Origin of the sequence: Paenibacillus alba (assembly GCF_013204855.1) — a bacterium.
Taxonomy (GTDB): Bacteria; Bacillota; Bacilli; order Paenibacillales; family NBRC-103111; genus Paenibacillus_E; species Paenibacillus_E alba.
This window is the reverse complement of sequence record NZ_JABMKZ010000020.1, coordinates 119064-139591: the sequence shown is the minus strand read 5'-3', so window position 1 is coordinate 139591 and position 20528 is coordinate 119064. Positions and strand designations below refer to the sequence as shown.

Sequence of the window (20528 nt, the reverse complement as noted above, 5' to 3'; positions counted from 1 at the left end):
GTACGCACAATAATGTGTTGTAGTATCAATTTGTATACTGTAAAAGGGGTTGAATGCTATGCGTGATCGAAAAAAAGGATACGGTGACGATCCCAATAAAGAAGCCTGCCCAGTTGAATATACCTTGGATGTTATCGGAGGCAAATGGAAAGGCGTTCTTTTATTTCATTTGATTGACGGGACCAAAAGATTCAATGAATTCAAAAGAATCTGTCCATCCATCACACAACGAATGCTGACCCTGCAGCTGCGTGAATTGGAGGAGGATGGTATTGTCCATCGTGAGGTGTACACGCAAGTTCCTCCGAAGGTGGAGTACTCGTTGACCGAATTTGGGCGAACGCTGGTCCCGATTATTTTGCTCATGAAAGAATGGGGAAACAGCTACAAAAACAAGAAGGACTGCGCGGCTAAAGGAATTTAAAGGGGATTTCTCAATCATTTAGCCAACGGAGAGGTTGGTTTTTTCATTTTAGGTAATATTATCTTTTCTCTGGTAGATACCAAGCGTGTCGATTTTTGTGGTAGACTAGTAGAGAGAAACCGAGAAGCTTTCATAGCTGTAATTGGTTGAGGCAGGATGGTGCTGTAACGGGATGCGAATGACGAATATGCTGCATTTCACCGAAAATCACAGGTTCTGTGTGAACCGTGACTTTTCTTTGAGCAGTTTGGATTATAAAATGTTAGCGATGATGTATCAGCCGATGATAGGCGGATTGGCGATTAGCCTCTATCAAGCTCTCTATCAGCAGATGAGTGCAGAAAAAGTCGGATTTTCGTCGCTCGAGCAGCAACGTAAATTGTTCTTGCTGCTTGAGCTTGAGCAAGGAGAGCGCGGCCGCAAGTATTTGATCGAACAATCCTCCAAGCTGGAGGCCATCGGCCTTTTGCAAACGACCCGCAAGTTTCTGCCAGGTGAAGAAGACTATGTCTTCGTTTACACTTTATTTCAGCCTTTGAGTCCTAATGAATTTTTCCGCAATCAGCATTTGACGCTGCTGCTGAGGGATAAGGTGGGCAAGTTCATGCTGCTTTCCCTGCGGGAAGAGCTGCTGTCGCCGGAGCCGGAAGAGTGTCAGGATGCCAGTGAAGAGAACTTGTCGGTACCGTTCTATGATTTGTTCCGACTTAACACGCAGGTGGTTGATTATGAGTTGGAGCAAGCGTTGTACGAAGCCTCTGCGAGCAAGCAGGGAGACGCCCGAATGGACGTTACGACCAAGGGATTCCTGTATGCGGATATTATTATGAGATTCCCTCGCGGAGCGAGTAATCGAGTCTTTGTTGAGGCGCTCAAGCACAAGCCGGACCAGATGGCGGCCATTAATATTGTGGCGAAGAAATATAATTTATCTTTGCAAGAAACCTGTCGATTGCTTGACGAGGATGGCGTATTTGCTGAAGATGGCGAGCTGCAAATGGATTTGATGCAATACAATGCGAATCTCTTCTATCGCCAGAGCAAGAAACGCGATGAGGACCGCGAGCGAACGATAGCTCGTACAGAAGAAAGGTCGCAAAGCGGCGAATCGGATATTTCCCAAGATACGGCGGGCGACAAGTCCGTAGAAATGGCGTACTATTTGGAGGTGCCACAGCAGCTGCGAGGCGAATGCACCGATCATCAGTACAATTACATTATGCGAAACGAGCCGTACACGGCAGTCTTGAAAATGTTCTTTACTCAGGGCTCCATACCTGACGGCGTACTTAACATATTTGAGAAAATTGATCTCAACTACAAATTGAAAGAAGAAGTCATTAATGTTTTGATTCACTTCTTGCACATAGATCGCCGCTCATGGGCGAAATCTTCCATTGAAGCCGTTGCATCCGATATGCTGGGCAAGCAAATCAGTACATACGAGAATGCAGTTGAGTATGTGCGCGAGAAGATCAGTTATAAGCAGAAGGCCGCTTCCAAGGTGGAAGCAGCCAAAGCGGGCGGCTCTGTCACCAGAGGCCGTCAAGGCAAAACGCAGAAGCCGCACATCCCGATTGTGGTGCCGGATGCCGGTGCCGCAGCCTCATCAAGGCTGACCGAAGAAGAGCTGGAAGCCGCGCGCAGGATGGCGCAGAAGCTCGATGAACGATTCAATCGGAAGAGCTAGCCGAGGGCGAAACAACGAAAAATAGCATGCCTGATAAATTAGGAGGTGCCGCAAGCATGGAATCCCTGTCGCACTTACTCAAATCAATGCCGAATTCGGAATGGAGACGGAAAGCCGAAGACAAAATTAAAGCCGTGATGGACGATGCTTTAGTTCATAAATTTCGCCAGAAGTATCCGTTTGTCGATGACTATACGATCAAAATCAATATGAACAAGCTGTACCAATACGTGACTGAGTTCAAAACTTGCTCGAACTGTCCTGGCTTGGAACGCTGCCCGAATGATATGACAGGCCATTACACGATGCTTACGGCAGACTCTGTGAATGAGAAGCCTTTTATCCATGAGGAAAAAGTAGCCTGCAAGAAATTCAACGCGAAGCAGCTTCAAGATGCGATCAGCAGCCGCATTCGCACCTTTCACGTGGATCCGCGGATGATTTCACGCAGCTACTCGTTCGGGGACATCCTCGAGACGGATTTGGATCGGGCTAAAGCTGTGATGCAGATTAACGACTATGTCAGCCTGACGATGGAAGAAGGGCTGCAGCCGCGAGGGCTGTACCTCTCTGGATCGTTCGGAACGGGCAAGACGTTCTTAATGGGCTATATGCTGCATCAGCTGGCCAAAGTTGGGATGACAGGCGCCATCGTGTATATGCCGGATTTTGCCGAGGATCTCAAAGGCATGTTCCAGGAGCCCTACAAGCTGAAGGAAACGATTGACCTCCTGAAGGATACAGATCTGCTTGTTTTCGATGATATCGGAGCAGAAAACCTCAATCCATGGCTCCGGGACCATGTCATTGGAGCGATCGTGAATCACCGGATGAATCGCAAGCCGACGTTCTTCACATCCAATTATGCGCTGCATGACTTGGAGAAGCATTTCAGCTTCACCAACAAGGATGGCGACGAGGAGTACAAGGGGCAGCGGATTATGGACCGCATTCGGCCTTTTGTAGATGTCGTTGAAGTGACGGGTACGAATAAGCGTGGGAAATGATGGAAGTGCAGGAAACGCTGGAATTGATTGAAGTGCAGGAAGCGCAGTGAATGCAGGAAATGCCGGAAGTGCAGGAAATGCAGGAAGTGCAGGAAGTGCAGGAAGTACAGGAAGTATAGGAAGTATAGAAAACGCTGAAAGGGAACTAGGATACGCTATTTGAGGAAGAATCGGCTGAATCTAACATGAAACGGAACTACAGGGCGCTATTTGCCATAATAGGCGGGCTTCAGAGCCAAAAATGGGCAAATAAGGGACTGTAGTTCTGTTTCGATAGGCATTTGATCGATTTTCGGCAAAATAGAGGATCGTAGTTCCCATTAACGAGTTGCGATGGAAAAAGTTGCTTCATTCTAAAAGGACCGCCAAGAGGAACAATTCCTCCTGACGGTCCTTCTCGTTATTTCTTTAATTTCTCCAGCTCAGTTGTTACATTTTCGATCATTTGCACGAACGAAGTTAATTCCTGAGCGCTTGCTGCTTGTGTGCGTGCGTAGTGGGTTGTTTCTTCGGAGCCTTTTTTGACCAGCTCCAGCTTCTGGGCGATCAGTTTCAGCTTCGATTGAATCTGGTCCAGCGATTCTCTGGAATGCGATGCGAGCTTGCGCACTTCGTTAGCGACAACTTCGAAGCCGCGGCCATGCTCGCCGGAACGTGCGGCTTCAATGGCTGCATTCAATCCGAGCAGATGCGTCTGATCGGAAATTTCTTTCATGACGGAGCCCATTTTGGCGATGTCCTTGATTTCATTGTTGAGCTCATCGATCCGCGAGTTGGATAACTCTTGGGATTCAGCGGTTTGGATAGCTGTATCGGCAACTGTTTGGCTGCTGCCGCCAAGCTCAACCATCATTAAGGCCAAATCTTGAACAGCGCCGGAAATTGTTGTCAGCATGTTCGCTTGCTCATCGGCGAGTGTTTGGATTTTCTGCTTCTCATCTTGCTCATAGGCTTCAAGGACGAGCTGTGAATCCAGATTGAACATTTTGCTTAAGGCATGAAGGACTTGAATCCAATCCTCGGGAAGGTGCTGCTTGAAATGGTATGTAGCTAAATCGGTATATTTTAAATAAGTGCCTAAGTACCAAGAGGTTGTTAAGCCGATACGAGAATGTACACTTCCAATAAAGAGTCGTTTTTTAATATATTCCTCATCAATCACACCGGAAGCCATGGACAGGAAGTACCAGCGCTGCGTTTCTTTGAGGCGTTCGATCGTGCTGTGTTTCTGAATTAACTCCATGAGTTCAGGCCAAGTGATAAGCTCGGCATATAATTCGTCGACTAGCTTGTCCACGATGATCTTGAAGGCTTCTTCTTTGCTTTTCAAAAGTTGTAAATCTGCATCAGTTAACCCGATGAATGTAATGAGCTTCTGACGTTCTGGCTGAACTTTAATCATAGGAATAATGGCTCCTTCTGCGGTAACATTTGGTGAAGCTGTCTAGTGCATATTACAGAGCCCTCCATCAAGGAGGAAGCTGCAAGAAAAAAACCGCTTCACAGGTGAGTGCAAAGCGGTTTTCGGACTAAGCTTAAACATGCTTATTTCATTACTTGAATGACAGTTGCAACGGCTGCAATGATAAACAAGAAACCAAAGAATGCGCCAAAGCCAATACCTACATCCATGAAATCGTTGCGCGGCTCTTCATACACGTGAAGCTCAGGGTGTTTAGGATCGCTCATGTGGTTACCCCCTAACGTCCGACATTCGTAGTTTAAGCTTAGTATACCCAAATTCGCCGAAAGTTGTAAAGCTTATCAAAGTGACAATTATGCAAACAATAGCAGATATCGGCGAAAATTTTAAAATAACGCTTGACTCTAACATTAGTGTCATGGTTTACAATGAAAGCATCCTTACTTGATCAAGGAAAAGGAAAAAGGTGAAGGCCATGCGGATTAGTGAATTATCCAAGCTTACCGGTGCCAGCATTCGATCCTTACGGTACTATGAGGCCAAAGGGCTCATTGCCACTCAGCGTGAGGAGAACGGCTACCGGGTGTACAACCAGATGGTAGTTGAACGCGTGAAGACCATTCAATTCTATTTAAGCCTAGGCTTTACGACCGAACAAATTGAAAGCTTCCTTAACTGCGTTATGAAAAATCAGGAGTCGCTTTGCGATGATTTGCTGCCACTCTATACAGAGAAGCTTCAGGACATAGAGCGACAAATGGAAATGCTGCAGATGCTGCAAGCCAATTTGAAGGATCGAATCGCGTATATTGAGCAGCAAAGGATTCAGGGGCTGCCAGTAGGATTGCCTGCTAAATAGAATGCCGGCTTCAACTTTTGGCTACACTATAGCTTGGTTGAATTGACCTACTGGTGTGGTATACTTTACTCATGAGCTGTCTTGAAGGCAGACGTTATGATCAATACATCAAATCCATTCTTAGAAGGAGGAACTATCATGTCAATCGTGAATGTTTCTGATAACAGCTTTAAAGCAGAAGTTGAAGGAGAAGGTACAGTACTTGTAGACTTCTGGGCGCCTTGGTGCGGACCTTGTAAAATGATCGCTCCTGTATTGGAAGAGCTGGATAAAGAAATCGAATCTTTGAAAATCGCAAAAGTAAACGTGGATGACAATCCGGAATCCGCTGCTCGCTTTGGCGTTATGAGTATTCCAACACTGATCGTTTTCAAAGACGGACAGCCTGTTGATAAAGTGGTTGGTTTCCAATCCAAAGAAGCGCTCAAAAATGTAGTTTCCCGTCATCAATAATTTGTTAGAAAACTAGAAACAATTGTTCGTGTGAAAAAGCTCTTTTTCTGCTATGCTGAAAAGAGCTTTTTTGTTGTGTGAAAGGAGATCGAGAGCATGACCGAGCATGAGCAAGAAGACCCTACCCTGCGTGACCAGAGTTTAGAAGTTATTCGACATAAGCTGTCACTACTGCCAGATAAACCAGGTTGTTATATTATGAAAAACCGTGAAGGCACCATTATTTATGTGGGCAAAGCGAAGGTTTTGAAAAATCGCGTACGCTCTTATTTCACGGGAAGTCACAGCGCCAAGACGCAAAAACTAGTCAGCGAAATCCGTGACTTTGAATATATAATTACCTCCTCGAATATGGAGGCTTTAATTCTGGAGTGTAATCTGATTAAGCAGCATCACCCGAGATACAATGTCCTCTTGAAGGATGATAAGACGTTTCCTTATATCAAAATTACCCATGAACCTCAGCCGCGTCTGGAAGTCACGCGGCGGGTGTATAAGGATAAGGGGAAGTATTTCGGCCCTTATCCGAATGCCTTCGCGGCCCAGCAGACGAAGAAGCTGCTGGACCGGTTGTATCCGCTGCGCAAGTGCAAGACCATGCCTGAGAAAGTATGCCTATACTATCATATCGGGCAGTGTCTGGCGCCTTGCGAGTTCGACATATCCGAGGAGACGAACGAGCGGATGGTGCAGGAGATCAGTCGTTTCCTGAACGGGGGACACGACGTTATTAAAGAAGAGCTGACGACCAAGATGCTGGCCGCAGCCGAGGAACTGAACTTTGAGCGCGCCAAAGAACTGCGCGATCATATCCTGAACATCGACGCCGTCATGGAGAAGCAGAAGATCAATGCGGTTGATGCACTGGACCGCGATGTGTTTGGCTACGCGGTCGACAAGGGCTGGATGGCTGTACATATCCAGTACATGCGTCAGGGCAAGCTGATCGAGCGGCACGTCTCGCTGTTCCCTTATTACGGCGATGAGTACAACGATTTCATCACTTATGTTACCCAGGTGTACAGCGACAACCCGGCGCTGCCGAAGGAGATTTTTCTGCCGACGATGCCTGTTCAGGGAACGGCCGCTCCTGAGGCTCAGGCTGCTGAAACAACTTCAGCTGCATTGCCTGCTTCTGATATCTCAGCTCAATCTGAAGATTCAGAAGCGTTAGGAGCAGACGGTGAAGCGTTCGATGCAGCGCCTCCAACCAAAGAAGCAGCTCAGGCAGCAGCCGAAGAGAAGGATGTTCGGGAAGCGCTAGAATCTTGGCTGAAGGTCAAGGTGCATATTCCGCAGCGCGGATTGAAGAAGCAGATGGTCGATATGGCCAAAGACAATGCCCGCAATGCGCTCGACGAGAAATTCCGCTTGGTAGAGCGCGATGAGCGCCGCACCACCAAAGCGGTTGAGAATTTGGGCGAATGGCTCGGACTTGGCGTTATTCGCCGCATCGAGGCGTTCGATAACTCGAACATTCAAGGGACGAATCCGGTATCGGCAATGGTCGTTTTTGTAGACGGACGGCCGGATCGGAAGGAGTACCGCAAATATAAAGTGAAGACGGTAGTTGGACCGGATGACTACGAAACGATGCGCGAGGTCATTCGTCGCAGATATGAGCGGGTGCTGAAGGATAATCTCACGATGCCTGACTTAATCGTCGTTGACGGTGGGAAAGGGCAAATATCAGCCGCCCTGGATGTGCTGGAGAATGAACTGGGCCTTTTCATTCCGGTTTGCGGGCTCGTTAAGGATGCCAAGCACAAAACGGCTCAACTAATGATTGGAGACCCGGCAGAGATTGTGCCATTGCCGCGTGACAGTCAGGAATTTTATCTGCTTCAGCGGATTCAAGATGAGGTTCACCGATTCGCGATTACTTTCCATCGGGAATCGCGAGCGAAGTCGATGGTGGTGTCGCAGCTGGATGCGATTCCTGGCATCGGCGAAAAGCGCAGGAAGGCGCTGCTCAAGCACTTCGGTTCTGTACGCAAAATAAAAGAGGCCGAAGTCGGTGACTTCAAGCCTCTAGGTATTGGCGAGAAATTAGCAAGCGAGATTCTCAAAGCACTTCAAGGCGAGGCGGCAGTTCCCCAGGAATAAGGGGACGCCGCCTTTTTCCATGCAGCCAAGCCAGAACGAAACCGACGATTCCCGGCAGCAGGATATAGAAGAGGCCTGCGAGCACGTCGCTGACGTGTCCAAGCGAGAAGAGCGACATCCCCATAAGGATGCTGTCCATGCTCGCATGCGCGAATACGGCAGTAAGGAAGCCGTACTTCAAGAATACATAGCCGAGAATGATGCCGATGACCGTAACTTCAATCAAACGTGTATATACCGGATAAATAGGATATTGCGTATGGCTAGCCGCCCAAATGATACTTGGAATCAGAACGGCAATAAAGTTATTGCGAAACAGCTTTTTAAATAAAATAATGCCAAGCAAGCGATAGGTTGCTTCCTCGGAAATAGCGGCAACCCAAGCCATCAGCGGGAAGAAGCGGGGCTCAATCATATTGAGCACAGAATCTGTAGGATCGTTGACAGCCCATACATCAAAGCCTGTTTCACCAGCGTAGAACAGCACCTGCTGTACGCCGAGAATGAAGAGTGCGAGTAAGTAGCCGCGGCCCATACCGTGATAAACTTCGGTGCCGAACTTGTTTTCTTTCCATGCAGGCCATTTGAACTGCCCGCTTGCTGCCCACAAGCCTGTTCCGGCGACTAGGGCGAAATAAAGCGAAATGCCAAGCAGCAGCGTGACGACATTCATGAAAATGATTGCAGCCCATGTCGCAAAATCGCTATTGGCATCACCGCTCATGGACCGAAAGGCGGGATACATATTAAAATTATTGGTGATGTAAATGGCTAAAAATACGGCCGTTAACAACAAGCCTCGACTGAACTTCATATGTTTTCTATAAATGATGGCAAAAACAACGGAAGCAAGTGTCATGAGAATCGTAAAGCCCATGGAGATCCAGGTCATAACGGAAGCAGATTGATCCTGCTGATCGATCCAAGCTAGGTGGGAGGGCGGCAAGCTGAACTGAACCGTGTAACCAACCAGAGTTTTATCATCGAAATCAGTTCGGACCTGCAGATTGGCCTCGCCTAACGGCGTGGAGGGCTTGGTGTAATAAAGCGTCGTCAGCCCCTGTTTCCCTGTATCCGAATCCACTTTGTCGAGCAGCTTCATCTCGTCAGGATCAAGGCCTTGTGCACGCATCTCTTGCTTGGCTAGAATATCTGCCTTCTGCAAGCTGATCGTGGCACGGGTCTCGAGAGCAGTTGTTTCACGCCACCCGATAATCACTGCATTTTTATAATTAATCTCAACTTGGAATTGCCTGTGGGACTTTGGGTCCGCAACTTGTACTTGGTAATAATCGATAGGATAACGTTCCCCGTAAGTCTCATCGTAGAGCTTAGATAAGTGTTCTTTCTGCAAATAACCGCTGCGGTCTTTCTTAGATTGATACACGACGAAAGTGTCCGGACTCTTGATCCCGTAACGATCGCTGACAAAGCGAGACGCGCTTTCTGCGGCTTGTTCTTTGGTTATGGAAGGATTTTCTCCAGCTGGCGCCTCTTCTGTTCGGAGTCCGTATAGAACGCTTATTGCCACATACAGCGCGATCCCGATACTGGCTAGAATAAGGAGATGACGGTTTAATTTCGGCCTTAGCATAAGAAAAGTTCCCTTCTATATTCACAATTATGAAACCCTGCTTCCCACGTTACCACAGATTAAAAAGAATGCCAATTCAGTGGTAGTAAAGAATCCAAAACAGTTATATAATACCTATCAATTGCATACATGTGGAATTTCTTCATGATAACGGGGAAACCTACCGTTGAAAATTTGAAATCCAGTGTCTTTTGCATATTTTTTAGGAGGCGCTATGAATAGAAAGTTAAATTTTTGGCAAATGACACCACCTCAAATTCTAGTTCTCGGATTTGCTGCCATCATAATTCTTGGAGCCTGTCTTTTGACACTTCCGTTCGCTTCGGCAACAGGGCAATCCATTCCGTTTATTGATGCGCTTTTTACCGCGACTTCTGCGACCTGTGTAACCGGGTTAGTCGTCATTGACACAGGGAGTTCTTATACGATGTTTGGACAAATTGTCATTGTCAGCTTGATTCAAGTCGGCGGATTAGGCTTTATGACGATGGCTACTTTAGTGGCATTGGTATTTCGCAAAAAAATTACGCTGAAAGAAAGATTGGTTCTGCAGGAAGCTTTTAACCAGGGCAGTATGGAGGGCATAGTTCGCTTGATTCGGCGGGTCCTTATTTACTCCTTAAGCATTGAAGCGATAGCTGCCATCATTTTTACAATTCGTTGGACTTTTGACCTGGGCTTTTCAAAAGCCTTGTATTTTGGCATCTGGCATGCCATATCGATGTTTAACAATGCAGGCTTTGATTTATTCGGCACTGTAGATGCCCCTTTCATCTCGCTAACGGGCTACGTCGATGATTTCGTCGTCAATTTTGTAGCCATGGCCCTGATTGTGCTTGGGGGAATCGGTTTTATTGTGATGTCTGAGGCGATAGATTATCGCACCACCAAACGTCTCTCCCTGCATTCCAAGGTTGTGCTGAGCATGACAGGACTGCTCATTGTGCTTGGAGCCCTTATCATCTTTATATTCGAATATACGAATAACAGAACAATAGGCTCGCTAGATTTAGGCGGCAAAGTATTGGCTTCTTTCTTCCAATCCGTAGCGCCGCGGACAGCAGGTCCTAATACGGTGGATATTGGCGCAATGCGTCAAGCCTCCCAATTTTTCATCGTTATCCTGATGTTTATCGGAGCTTCGCCGGGCTCAACAGGAGGCGGGATCAAGACGACGACCTTCACGATTCTTATCGCTGCGATTGTGACCATGATCCGCGGGAAAGAAGATATTGTGATTTTTCGCAACCGTTTAGCGAAGGATCGCATTCTCAAAGCGATTACGTTGACTATGATGGCTTTGTTTTTAGTCATCATGGTCACCATGTTATTATCAACAACAGAGGACTCGCAATTTTTGAAAATCTTGTTCGAGGTCACTTCCGCTTTTGCAACTGTAGGATTGACCATGGGCTTGACGCCGGATTTAACGACGTTCGGTAAAATTTTAATTTGCATTACGATGTTTGCCGGGCGATTAGGTCCATTTACACTCGCTTATGCGCTGCAACCGAAGCAAGAGAAGGAACTATATAGATACCCTGAGGGTAAAATCACGATTGGATAGGGGCAAGGAAATGAAAAAGACGCAGTATGTGGTTGTCGGCCTTGGACGCTTTGGGGCCAGTATTTCCAAGGAGTTAATTAAGCTGGGCAATGAAGTGCTTGGTATTGATAGAGATGAGGAAGCCGTTGATGAAATGAGCCAATTCCTCACTCATACCGTTGTAGCGGATGCTACGGATGAAGATGTTCTTAAATCCCTAGGCGTCCGCAACTTTGACTGTGCGGTTGTGGCCATCGGGGATGATATTCAATCCAGTATTTTGGCAGCGATTGTCCTCAAAGATTTGGGGGTCAAGAAGGTTGTGGCTAAGGCTTTATCTGAGCTGCATGGCAAGGTTTTACAGAAGTTAGGGGTAGATCGCGTTATCTATCCAGAGAGAGACATGGGGATTCGTGTGGCGCATCAATTGAATTCACCCAACTTACTGGACTACATTGAAATTTCCAAGGATTATACGATTGCCGAGCTTTCCGTGCCCAAGCGCCTGTGTGGCTTGACGATCAGAGAGTTGGATCCACGTGCCAAATTCGGCTGCAGCGTTGTAGCGATCAATAAACAAACCGGCGTCATCATTGCACCCACCGCAACAGATGTGGTGAATGAGAACGACATGATGGTCATTATCGGGACGAATGTTCAGATTGATAAGTTTGAGAGCGAAGTGATTAGGTAATTAAGTAAAAGTCTATTTTCGACTATTCTGCCCGCAACTTTAGCGTACGTGCACAACGAGAGAATTTCGAGGCGAAGGTGGATTCCTATGTATAAAGTGTTAATGATTGAGGACGACGCCATGATCGGCGATATGGTTTCGATGTATTTGGGTGAAGAAGGCTTTCAGGTCATTCGGAAGGAAAATGGCACAGAAGGGGTAGTCGCGGTCCGTCAGTTCGCACCGGATATTATTCTGCTTGATCTCATGCTGCCGGATATGGATGGTCTTGAGCTATGCAGGCATGTTCGGCAGACATCCGGCGTACCGATTATGGTTGTCTCTATGAAAAGCAAGGTGGTTGAGCGTGTCAAAGCACTTGGAGCGGGTGCAGATGACTACATGTGCAAGCCTTTCAGTATGCATGAAATGAGTGCACGCGTGCATGCGCTGATTCGTCGTTCGAATACCTACCAAAAAGTTGCCGATATCAAAAGAGCGCCATCTGCGGTACTTATGGAGAATAAGTTGGAAGTATCAGAAGAGTTGTTGACGGTGGATAAAAGCATTGAGCTTAATCTGCATACACGTTCTATGCTTGTTCGTGGTCAGGTTGTGGAAACGACGTACTCGGAGTTTGAAATTATGAAATGCTTCATCAATAACCCCGGCCGCGTATTCAGTCGAGAGGATTTGCTGCAGACCGTTCGCGGCTTCGACTCCTACGTGACGGATCGGGCGATTGACGTACATATTGCTAATCTGCGCAAAAAAATTGAGAATAACCCTAAGGAGCCGCAGCGGATTCGGACCGTTTGGGGTGTGGGCTACAAATACGTATAACATCTCTAATCATACAAACAGCCAACTCTCCAATGCATACAGGAGTTGGCTGTTTTACTATCCATCGTTTATTGATGTTTGGCGAAGCAAGTGACAGCTTGATTAATGAACTTCATCGCCTCGGGGTTATCGGAAGCGTGGTCGGAGTAGATCAGGGATGTCGTCCGTTTGGTCTGCTCCAATTCCACCAATTGACGCAGGATTAATTCATTATTGCGGATTAAGTCTTCACGTAAATACGATTTTGGCAGCAATGTAGCTGTTTTGCAGGTGGAAACAAGACGGATAATCGCCTCGAAGGAATCGATCTCCATTTGCACATTCGGGAAAATGGTATAGCGATGAAAAAGCTCATCCATCAAGATGCGATACCAGGTCCCCTTCGAGAAGAGAATCATCGGCAGCTCGTTCAAATCATTCATTGTGATCGTCGTGCGATCAATGAAAGGATGACCAAGCGGCAGCACCAGACAGAGGTGGTCATCGAACAATGGCTCGCAATGGAGGCTCGATGCATTAATAAGGGAAGCGACAACACCGATGTCTACTTTGTTTTCTTTGACCATCGTTACGATTTCATGCGTTTTGCCCGTAAGAAGTTTAATCTCGGTCAGCGGATATTCCTGCAAATAGTCGGTAATGAGATCAGGAAGGGTAGCCTGCAAGGTTGTCAGACTGGCCCCGATGGTGATGGAGGAATGGCTGCCAGCGGCTTTATACATCTGGATGGTCTGTTTGAATTTACGCTCTAAGTGGCGAAGCTCGATAGCATGGTCGTAGCAAATCTGACCGACTTTGGTTAGCTCCAGTCGTTTCCCTTTGCGAATGAAGAGCTCCACGCCTAAATCTTCCTCCAGCTTCATGATTTTGCGGGAAAGCGCGGGTTGCGAAATATTAAGCAGTTGAGACGCTTTATTGAGGCTGACCTGTTCGACAACAACAGCGAAAACGTCCAGAAGTTCCATGCTCATTTCAGCTCCATTTCGATTTATATATGTGAATTAGTTATAAGTGTATATAAAAAAACGGCACTTCCATTATAAGCGTGAAAGAGGTACGATGTACATGTCACTTTTTATTCACATTTATTGGCTGGCCGTGTATATTCGCTCACTGCTTTGGCGCAAAATAGGCGTGGATGATTATGGGTTGACGCTCGTTTGCGGCGAGAGTAGAATGGTATGTGGCTTGTTTGTCTAAACATGTCAGATGTTAGTTTTAGTTTATGAATTTTGTTGAGGGGGGAATTGGTTACATTATGGGTAATTCGTATTACTTTCGAAAGATCCACTCTTTGTTAGGTGTCATTCCAGTGGGCTTCTTCCTTATTGAGCATTTGCTCACTAACTATGAAGCAACCAAAGGGCCGGCGGCCTTCGTGGATCAAATTAACTGGCTGAACGGTCTGCCTCTGGTTCTGCTCATGGAAATCGTGGGAATCTGGCTTCCGCTTCTTTATCATGCCGTTTATGGACTTTATGTCGCGTATCAAGCACGGAATAATGTATCGAGCTATGGGTATTTCCGCAATCAAATGTTCATGCTTCAACGGGTGACCGGCGTTATCACGTTCTTGTTCGTTGCTTGGCATCTCTTCGAAACGCGTTTGCAGGTTGCTTTAGGCAATGTTGCGCATGAGGATCTCGGCCGAACGATGCATGATATTGCAACGAATCCAGTCATTTTTACGATTTATGTTATCGGTGTTGTTTCAGCAAGCTTCCATTTCTGTAATGGGATTTGGTCGTTCCTAGTTAGCTGGGGGATTACAGTTGGACCACGCGCGCAGAGGTATTCTTCCATTATTTGGATGGCTGCATTCGTTGTGATGTCCGTTATGTTTATTATGTCATTGGTAGCTTTTACAGGTACGGAATTTTCGGTTCCGGTAGAAGCACATTCGGGGCATTAAGGGAGGGTGAACAGAAGTGGCTAATTCGAAAATCATCGTCGTTGGCGGAGGCCTTGCGGGACTCATGGCGACAATTAAAGCAGCAGAAGCCGGGGTTCATGTGCAATTGTTCTCCTTGGTACCTGTGAAACGATCCCACTCCGTATGTGCGCAAGGCGGCATTAACGGCGCGGTGAATACCAAAGGTGAAGGTGACTCCACATGGGAGCACTTTGATGATACAGTTTATGGCGGAGATTTCTTAGCGAATCAACCGCCTGTTAAAGCATTATGTGACGCAGCTCCAGGGATTATTCACTTGATGGACCGGATGGGCGTTATGTTTAACCGTACGCCAGAGGGTCTTCTTGACTTCCGCCGTTTTGGTGGAACCAAGTATCACCGTACAGCTTTCGCGGGCGCAACGACTGGTCAGCAGCTCTTGTACGCGCTGGATGAGCAAGTACGCCGCTGGGAAACAGCAGGTCTCGTAACGAAGTTCGAGCACTGGGAATTCCTTGGTTCCGTTTTGGACGACGACAATGTTTGCCGTGGTATCGCAGCTCAAGATTTGCGCAGCATGGAAATTCAAACGTTCCCGGCTGATGCGGTTATCTTGGCTACAGGCGGTCCTGGGATTATTTTTGGTAAAACAACGAACTCTGTTATCAACACGGGGACAGCAGCAAGTGCGGTTTACCAGCAAGGCGTTAAGTATGCCAATGGGGAAATGATTCAAATTCACCCGACTGCGATTCCGGGAGATGACAAGCTTCGCTTGATGTCTGAATCCGCGCGTGGTGAAGGCGGTCGTATTTGGACATACAAAGACGGCAAGCCTTGGTACTTCCTGGAAGAGAAATATCCGGCATACGGCAACTTGGTGCCGCGTGATATTGCAACGCGTGAAATCTTCTCTGTCTGTGTGGACCAGAAGCTTGGCATCAACGGCGAGAACATGGTTTACCTTGATCTTTCTCATAAAGATCCGAAAGAGCTTGATATCAAGCTCGGCGGCATCATGGAGATTTACGAGAAATTCATGGGCGACGATCCACGCAAAATCCCAATGAAGATTTTCCCGGCGGTTCATTATTCCATGGGCGGAATCTGGGTTGACTATAACATGATGACGAACATTCCAGGTCTCTTCGCGGCTGGCGAGTGTGAGTATCAGCATCACGGTGCGAACCGTCTGGGTGCGAACTCGCTCGTTTCGGCGATTTATGATGGAATGGTTTCCGGTCCTAAAGCGGTTGAATATATCCGCGGTCTAGAGAAACATGCCGACGACACATCTTCCATCGTGTTTGATCGCGAGAAGAAACGTCATACAGATCGTTATGAGAACCTGCTCAAAATGAACAATGGCACAGAAAACGCCTACGTTCTGCACAAAGAGCTTGGTGACATGATGAACGCGAACATGACGGTTGTTCGTTACAACGATCGTTTGGAAGATACCATCGGTAAAATCAAAGATTTGAAAGAAAGATACAACAACATCAACATCACCGATACGGCACGTTGGAACAACCAAGGGGTTGCGTTCACACGCCAGCTTTGGAATATGTTCGAATTGGCTGAAGCGATGACGCTTGGCGCATTGCTGCGTAACGAGAGCCGCGGCGCGCATTACAAGCCGGAATTCACCGAGCGTGATGATGAGAATTTCATGAAAACGACAATTGCCGATTGGACGCCGGATGGTCCGAAAATCAGCTATGAAGACATTGATGTATCTTTGATTGCACCGCGGAAGCGTGACTACTCCACGGAGAAGAAAAAGGGAGGACATTAATCATGGCTGAGACACTAAGCGCACAAAAAACAGTGAAGTTTATCGTGACTCGTCAAGAGAGTCCAGATTCCAAACCTTATACAGAGGAATTTGAAATTCCTTATCGCTCCAATATGAACGTCATCAGCGGCTTGATGGAAGTTCAACGTAATCCGAAAAACGCCAGCGGCCAAAAGACGACTCCGGTTTGTTGGGAATCCAACTGTCTAGAGGAAGTTTGCGGCGCTTGTTCCATGGTTATCAATGGCAAACCGCGCCAAGCTTGTTCGGCGCTTGTTGATAAGCTGGAGCAGCCAATTCGCGTAGCGCCGATGAGCACGTTCCCGGTAATGCGTGACTTGGTTATCGACCGCGGACGCATGTTCAATGCCTTGAAAAAGGTGAAAGCATGGGTTCCAATCGATGGTACGTATGATCTTGGACCTGGGCCGCGTATGGCCGAGTCGAAGCGTCAATGGGCTTACGAGCTGTCCAAATGTATGACATGCGGCGTTTGTCTGGAAGCTTGTCCGAACGTGAATGACAAGAACTCCTTTATCGGACCGTCCGCGTTATCCCAAGTTCGTCTCTTCAATGCGCATCCAACGGGTGAAATGAACAAAGACGAGCGTTTGGATACGCTGATGACAGATGGCGGTATTGAGGGCTGTGGAAACTCACAGAACTGCGTACGCTCTTGTCCGAAAGGCATTCCGCTTACGACTTCTATCGCAGCGTTGAATGCAGATACAACGAAACATTTGTTCAAGAAATGGTTAGGCGTGTAATCGGTATTGCAAAAATAAAGCCCGATGTCCTGAATGACAGGATGTCGGGCTTTTCTGCATGTGAATGAGGATTAAGGTGAAGTGGAGGAATCTGTTGTTGATGAATCTTCCTTATTTATAGGGGAAATCGAGAGAGGATGCTGGGAAAGTGTGTGCCCTTCTTGCAAGACAGGTATGAAAGGACTTGTTATTGAAGATGAAGTCGGTTTCATTGGTTGAATATCTAACATGTGAATGTGGAAATGAATCGAATACATCGTAAACACCTCCGTCAGACTGGTTATGTGTTATATATTATTACAAATAAGATGTGTTTGACAATATAATTTTTAATTTATGTTAAGTATATTGACATACGGTCGAGATGTAAGTATGATAATAACAAATGTAAGACTCCGTACCAATTTCATAGCACACATGTTTTCTAGGGTTCCGCGGCAGAATGAAGGCTGTTGGTCTGGTCCAAGAGAAGACACACGATGACGCTTCATCGTGCACACGGAGGGATAAAAGCCCGGGAGGATATCAGAACATGATATCATCCTGGGCTTTTCTTTTTACCAGTTGACAGGGAGAGGGAGAATCAGAATGAGAAAAAGAATGGTATTTCTGATGATGGCCGTGTTATTGACGTTTACGGTAGTTAGCGGATGCACGAGCAAAGAAGCGGCAAGCACCAAGTCAGGGGACAGCGGTGAGCCGATCAAATTGGCGCTTAGTCCATGGCCAGGTTGGTTTGTCTGGTATTTAGTGAAGGAGAAAGGCTTCTTCGAGAAAAACGGGGTGAAGGTAGATCTGGTCTGGTTCCCTGTCTATAGTGATTCCTTATCGGCGCTAGCCTCTGGCAAGGTGGATGCGAATAGCCAAACATTAAGCGACACGCTTGCTCCTGCGAGTAAAGGCATTAAGCTGAAAGCCGTACTAGTGAACGATAACTCCAATGGCGGAGATGGGGTTGTGGTGAAACCGAGCATTCATTCACTGAAGGATTTGAAAGGGAAAAAAGTCGCCACAGAGCTTGGAACAGTTGATCATCTCTTAATGCTAACTGCGCTTGAGAAAGCAGGACTTGCAGAGAAAGATGTCGCTTATACGAATATGACAGTGAACGACGCCGGACCGGCTTTCATTTCGGGCAACTTGGATGCCGCGGTATTATGGGAACCATTCCTCAGCAAAGCGATTCAAGAGGGTAAGGGCAAACTTTTATTTTCATCCAAAGACACGCCTGGACTTATTCCTGATCTGCTCGTTTTCAAAGAAGAAATCACAAAAAATCGCCCGGATGATGTCAAAAAGATCCTTAACGCGTGGTTCGATGCGCTGGACTACTGGAAGGCAAATCCGGAAGAATCCTTGAAGATTATGGCTAAGGCGGCTGAGACACCGGTTGATGAATACAAAGCTGGCGTAGATAGCGTGAAAATCTTCCAGCTTGAGGATAATGTGAAAGCTTTCCAAAAAGGCGATTCCTATGAATCCTTGCCATTCACATTACAGAAGACAGCCGAATTCCTGAAGGGGCTGGATATGCTGACGTCCATTCCAAAGGCAGATAGCTTCCTGGATGGCCACTTTGTTGAAGAGGTGCTCAAGGAGCGCAAGAAATAACAGTGAAATGAGGGTGCTCTATGGAGACGACTATCAAAAAGAGACGCAAATCTACGTTGTTTGCCATACGGGGCGATATTCATCGTAGAACGTATATGTCTGGTGTTGTGCTGATCGTTGTGTTGGTTTTGGCGTTTTGGAGTTTGCTTAGTTATGGTAACTTCGTCAATCGCACGTTTCTGCCTACGCCGGATCAAGTGCTTATTCAGTTCATGATTCAGCTGCAAAGCGCTGTATTTTGGCATCATGTGGGCATCAGTATTTTTCGAGTAGGCGCGGGGTTCTTGCTTGCTTGTCTATTAGGAATTCCGCTTGGCATACTGGCGGGTACATTTCGTTTCGCTGAAGCGCTGCTGGTACCTCCGACTGAATTTATTCGCTATATGCCGGCGACGGCGTTCATTCCGCTGATTATGGTTTGGGCGGGGATTGGCGAGTGGGCGAAGGTCATCGTAATCTTCATCGGCTGCTTCTTTCAGCTCATGCTGATGGTTGCAGATAATACCCGCTCGGTATCCAATGATTTGCTGCAAACCTCGTATACCTTGGGGGCGAATCGCTGGCAGGCTATCGAAAAGGTGCTGATCCCAGCGCTGCTGCCTGATCTGATGAACACGATGCGTTTGATTATCGGATGGGCTTGGACGTATTTGGTCGTCGCGGAGCTGGTTGCGGCTAGCAGCGGACTTGGCTTCTCGATTATGAAGGCGCAGCGGTTTCTCAACACGGATCTTATCTTCGTTGGAATTATCGCAATTGGTTTGCTTGGGCTGCTTACGGATCGAACATTCGCCTATTGTCATCGTAGATTTTTTCCATGGTTGGAAGGAGGGCGTTAAATCATGCATGCTTTGAATCGAATGCCCTTTGGTGAAACGGTTGCTGCCGTGAGTAAAATTAGCGCTACCGATGTGACAAAAGTATACAACACGAAAAAATCCCAGTTCGTCGCGTTGGATAGAGTCTCGTTTCATGTGGATGCCCATGAGTTCGTTAGCTTCGTTGGTCCATCTGGATGTGGGAAGTCGTCCCTGCTGAGAATTGTTGCGGGTTTGGAGACGATGACGAGCGGATCGCTGAGCATCTCTGGGCATGAAATTGATGGTCCCGGCGCCGATCGCGGGATGGTGTTCCAGAGCTACACGCTGTTCCCATGGCTCTCCGTAAGGGAGAACATCGAGTTCGGACTGACGCTGAAGGGTGTTCCTCTGTTTGAAAAGCGGGCCATCTCCGATCATTTCATGGAGCTGGTGGGCTTGCATAAGTTCGCGCGATCCTTGCCGAAGGAACTCTCGGGCGGGATGAAGCAGCGCGTGGCGATTGCACGGGCTTTGGCTAACAATCCGGAGGTGCTGCTGATGGATGAGCCTTTCGGCGCGCTCGATCCGCAGACCAAAAATTCGATGCAGGAGCTGCTGCTGCGCATCTGGGAGAAGGAGAAGACGACCGTTGTCTTCATTACGCACGATATCGAGGAAGCTATCTTCCTCTCTCAGCGTGTCTACGTAATGCAGGCCCATCCAGGCACGATTCGCAAAGAAATCGTGATTCCGCCTGGCTTGCGCGCAGTCGAAGACGTGAAGGATTCAGAGTCCTTCATGAAGCTGAAGAAGCAGATCATTTCGCTGATTGGGCATCATGAGGAGTGAAAGAGCAAGCTTGGCCGGTTGCCGGTCAGGCTTTTTATTGTTCCCCCTCAACCCCCGAAAAACAAGCTGAGCCCGCCAAAAAAGCAGTCTCAGCCGCAAAAAGTAGCCAAAAGCCTCCTGAGCCTGCCAAAAAGGCAGTCTCAGGAAAGATCCCCGCCCTGAGAAGTCTTCCCTGGCTGCTGGAAGCCAGA

20 protein-coding genes and 1 riboswitch are annotated in these 20528 nt (G+C 47.4%); of the genes, 16 read left to right on the top strand and 4 right to left on the bottom strand.

The features are described 5' to 3' along the window. The first annotated feature begins 58 nt into the window (after positions 1 to 58). From HQN90_RS23105 to dnaI, 3 genes are all read left to right on the top strand, one after another. On the top strand, positions 59 to 424 hold the full coding sequence (locus tag HQN90_RS23105) for a winged helix-turn-helix transcriptional regulator (RefSeq protein WP_173223049.1): 366 nt from the start codon (positions 59 to 61) through the stop codon (positions 422 to 424). 172 nt (positions 425 to 596) lie between these two features. Next, a complete protein-coding gene (locus tag HQN90_RS23100) occupies positions 597 to 2114 on the top strand; it encodes a replication initiation and membrane attachment family protein (RefSeq protein WP_173223047.1) in 1518 nt (505 codons plus the stop codon). Positions 2115 to 2170: 56 nt separating this feature from the next. Next, the gene (gene dnaI / locus HQN90_RS23095; RefSeq protein ID WP_173223046.1) at positions 2171 to 3121 is read left to right on the top strand and encodes a primosomal protein DnaI; all 951 of its coding nucleotides are present in this window, start codon (positions 2171 to 2173) and stop codon (positions 3119 to 3121) included. A 400-nt stretch (positions 3122 to 3521) separates the two neighbouring features. On the opposite strand, the gene HQN90_RS23090 is transcribed toward dnaI, so the two are convergent. Together HQN90_RS23090 and HQN90_RS23085 are read right to left on the bottom strand one after the other, a co-directional pair. Further along, on the bottom strand, positions 3522 to 4523 hold the full coding sequence (locus HQN90_RS23090; protein ID WP_173223044.1) for a globin-coupled sensor protein: 1002 nt from the start codon (positions 4521 to 4523) through the stop codon (positions 3522 to 3524). A 143-nt stretch (positions 4524 to 4666) separates the two neighbouring features. After that, entirely contained in the window at positions 4667 to 4810 is a 144-nt protein-coding gene (locus tag HQN90_RS23085; RefSeq protein ID WP_144028285.1) for a YqzM family protein, read from the bottom strand. 209 nt (positions 4811 to 5019) lie between these two features. Here HQN90_RS23085 and HQN90_RS23080 point away from each other — a divergent pair, with 209 nt between their 5' ends. The 3 genes from HQN90_RS23080 to uvrC all read left to right on the top strand — a co-directional run bounded on the left by HQN90_RS23080 (position 5020) and on the right by uvrC (position 7962). Beyond that, positions 5020 to 5403: a MerR family transcriptional regulator gene (locus tag HQN90_RS23080; protein WP_079409933.1), complete on the top strand. Its 384-nt coding sequence runs from the start codon at positions 5020 to 5022 to the stop codon at positions 5401 to 5403. Positions 5404 to 5541: 138 nt separating this feature from the next. Further along, positions 5542 to 5856, top strand: a complete 315-nt coding sequence (gene trxA / locus HQN90_RS23075) for a thioredoxin (RefSeq protein ID WP_057307540.1) — start codon at positions 5542 to 5544, stop codon at positions 5854 to 5856. A gap of 96 nt (positions 5857 to 5952) precedes the next feature. Then, positions 5953 to 7962, top strand: a complete 2010-nt coding sequence (uvrC, locus tag HQN90_RS23070; RefSeq protein ID WP_173223042.1) for an excinuclease ABC subunit UvrC — start codon at positions 5953 to 5955, stop codon at positions 7960 to 7962. Here the strand turns inward: uvrC and HQN90_RS23065 are convergent. Continuing rightward, positions 7922 to 9556, bottom strand: coding sequence for a CPBP family intramembrane glutamic endopeptidase (locus HQN90_RS23065; protein WP_173223040.1), 1635 nt, complete (start codon positions 9554 to 9556; stop codon positions 7922 to 7924). The two genes, uvrC and HQN90_RS23065, sit on opposite strands and share 41 nt — an antisense overlap. Positions 9557 to 9770: 214 nt before the next feature. On the opposite strand from HQN90_RS23065, the gene HQN90_RS23060 reads away from it, so the two are divergent. From HQN90_RS23060 to HQN90_RS23050, 3 genes are all read left to right on the top strand, one after another. After that, positions 9771 to 11123, top strand: coding sequence for a TrkH family potassium uptake protein (locus tag HQN90_RS23060; RefSeq protein ID WP_173223038.1), 1353 nt, complete (start codon positions 9771 to 9773; stop codon positions 11121 to 11123). Between the two features lie 10 nt (positions 11124 to 11133). Then, positions 11134 to 11796 (top strand): potassium channel family protein, encoded by a 663-nt coding sequence (locus HQN90_RS23055; RefSeq protein WP_173223036.1) that lies wholly within the window; start codon positions 11134 to 11136, stop codon positions 11794 to 11796. Between the two features lie 87 nt (positions 11797 to 11883). After that, the gene (locus tag HQN90_RS23050; RefSeq protein WP_173223034.1) at positions 11884 to 12618 is read left to right on the top strand and encodes a response regulator transcription factor; all 735 of its coding nucleotides are present in this window, start codon (positions 11884 to 11886) and stop codon (positions 12616 to 12618) included. Between the two features lie 68 nt (positions 12619 to 12686). On the opposite strand, the gene HQN90_RS23045 is transcribed toward HQN90_RS23050, so the two are convergent. Further along, complete coding sequence (locus tag HQN90_RS23045; protein WP_173223080.1) at positions 12687 to 13583, bottom strand: LysR family transcriptional regulator; 897 nt, start codon at positions 13581 to 13583, stop codon at positions 12687 to 12689. A 100-nt stretch (positions 13584 to 13683) separates the two neighbouring features. Here HQN90_RS23045 and HQN90_RS39390 point away from each other — a divergent pair, with 100 nt between their 5' ends. From HQN90_RS39390 to HQN90_RS23015, 7 genes are all read left to right on the top strand, one after another. Then, positions 13684 to 13818 (top strand): hypothetical protein, encoded by a 135-nt coding sequence (locus HQN90_RS39390; RefSeq protein WP_275942608.1) that lies wholly within the window; start codon positions 13684 to 13686, stop codon positions 13816 to 13818. 58 nt (positions 13819 to 13876) lie between these two features. Continuing rightward, the gene (locus HQN90_RS23040) at positions 13877 to 14530 is read left to right on the top strand and encodes a succinate dehydrogenase cytochrome b558 subunit (RefSeq protein WP_079409781.1); all 654 of its coding nucleotides are present in this window, start codon (positions 13877 to 13879) and stop codon (positions 14528 to 14530) included. A 16-nt stretch (positions 14531 to 14546) separates the two neighbouring features. Then, positions 14547 to 16310, top strand: a complete 1764-nt coding sequence (sdhA, locus tag HQN90_RS23035; RefSeq protein ID WP_079409780.1) for a succinate dehydrogenase flavoprotein subunit — start codon at positions 14547 to 14549, stop codon at positions 16308 to 16310. Between the two features lie 2 nt (positions 16311 to 16312). After that, entirely contained in the window at positions 16313 to 17077 is a 765-nt protein-coding gene (gene sdhB / locus HQN90_RS23030) for a succinate dehydrogenase iron-sulfur subunit (RefSeq protein WP_079409779.1), read from the top strand. 413 nt (positions 17078 to 17490) lie between these two features. Beyond that, positions 17491 to 17600: riboswitch (guanidine-I (ykkC/yxkD leader) on the top strand. Positions 17601 to 17665: 65 nt separating this feature from the next. Further along, the gene (locus HQN90_RS23025; RefSeq protein ID WP_173223032.1) at positions 17666 to 18688 is read left to right on the top strand and encodes an ABC transporter substrate-binding protein; all 1023 of its coding nucleotides are present in this window, start codon (positions 17666 to 17668) and stop codon (positions 18686 to 18688) included. A 20-nt stretch (positions 18689 to 18708) separates the two neighbouring features. Next, entirely contained in the window at positions 18709 to 19527 is an 819-nt protein-coding gene (locus HQN90_RS23020) for an ABC transporter permease (RefSeq protein WP_173223030.1), read from the top strand. A 3-nt stretch (positions 19528 to 19530) separates the two neighbouring features. Beyond that, a complete protein-coding gene (locus HQN90_RS23015) occupies positions 19531 to 20337 on the top strand; it encodes an ABC transporter ATP-binding protein (RefSeq protein ID WP_338042368.1) in 807 nt (268 codons plus the stop codon). Positions 20338 to 20528: the final 191 nt, after the last annotated feature.